The following is a 1,035-nucleotide window of genomic DNA, read 5'->3' as shown; positions in this document are numbered from 1 at the left end:
AATCTACGATTCCACATAGTTGCTCCTCCTATTCATTACTTGCTTTAAAAGATAAACCTAGTGAATAGATTTTCTCTTTAACTTCCTTTAAAGACTTTTTCCCTAAATTACGAACATGAATCATTTCATCTTCCGTTTTCTGAACTAATTCATCTACTGTTGTTATACCTGCACGTTTTAAGCAGTTGTAAGAACGAACCGATAGTTCAAGATCTTCAATCATTTTATGTTGAATAGAATTTGAGGAATCCTCAACTTCCGTTTCAACATTTTCTACTTCTTCCAAAGCAGATTCATTCATATTCGCCAAAATCTCTAAATGATCTCTTAAAATCTTTGAAGCAATAGAAAGTGTTTCAGATGGCTTCAATGTACCGTCTGTTTCAATTCCCATTGTTAAAGTATCATAGAATGCTCCTTCTTTTTCTACAGAATCTGAGTTGTAATAAACTTTCTTAACTGGAGAATAAAGAGCATCGGTATAAATAACTCCAAGAGGTTGTCCTTCATTTTGATACAGACGTTTGTTTACATCTGCAGAAACAAATCCTCGCCCTAAGCGTGCCTGAAGTTCCATTTCAATAGATCCACCTTCTGATAAAGTACAGATTGGCAAATCTGTATTCAATACTTCTACACCTGTTGGGCACTCAATATCCTTGCCATAAACAACGCAAGGCCCTTGTTTATTAATTCTAAGGGTATAAACGTCATTGTCATTGATGTCAATTTTTAAGATAAGTTGTTTGATATTTAAAATGATAGAGGCTACATCTTCCTTGACACCATCGATTCCCGTAAATTCGTGATAAACACCATCAATTCGAATATTGTACACAGCAGCACCAGGAATTGATGATAATAATACACGACGCAATGCATTTCCCATTGTTGTACCAAAACGTGGTGATAATGGTTCAAAAAGGAATTTTCCATTTGTATTTGTTTCTTCTATTGTTTTAATGGCATAGTCTGTCATTGGGACACCTCCTTATTATTTTCTCTTATCCACGAGGTCGTTTTGGTGGACGACAT

At 35.0% G+C, this 1,035-nt stretch carries 1 protein-coding gene; it reads right to left on the bottom strand.

Going from position 1 to position 1,035, the window contains the following annotated elements; all coding sequences use genetic code 11:
* Window positions 1–28: 28 nt before the first annotated feature.
* Complete coding sequence (locus HMPREF0367_RS03640) at window positions 29–979, bottom strand: DNA-directed RNA polymerase subunit alpha (protein WP_035401295.1); 951 nt, start codon at window positions 977–979, stop codon at window positions 29–31.
* Window positions 980–1,035 lie beyond the last annotated feature (56 nt).

Origin of the sequence: Faecalitalea cylindroides ATCC 27803, from assembly GCF_000469305.1 — a bacterium.
GTDB classification, from domain to species: domain Bacteria; phylum Bacillota_I; class Bacilli_A; order Erysipelotrichales; family Erysipelotrichaceae; genus Faecalitalea; species Faecalitalea cylindroides.
The sequence above is the reverse complement of the archived record's forward strand: the minus strand, read 5'-3'. Positions and strand labels throughout refer to the sequence as shown.

Excerpts from the sequence above, each read along its gene's own strand:
- HMPREF0367_RS03640 (WP_035401295.1), bottom strand. The coding sequence starts at position 979 with ATGACAGACTATGCCATTAAAACAATAGAAGAAACAAATACAAATGGA.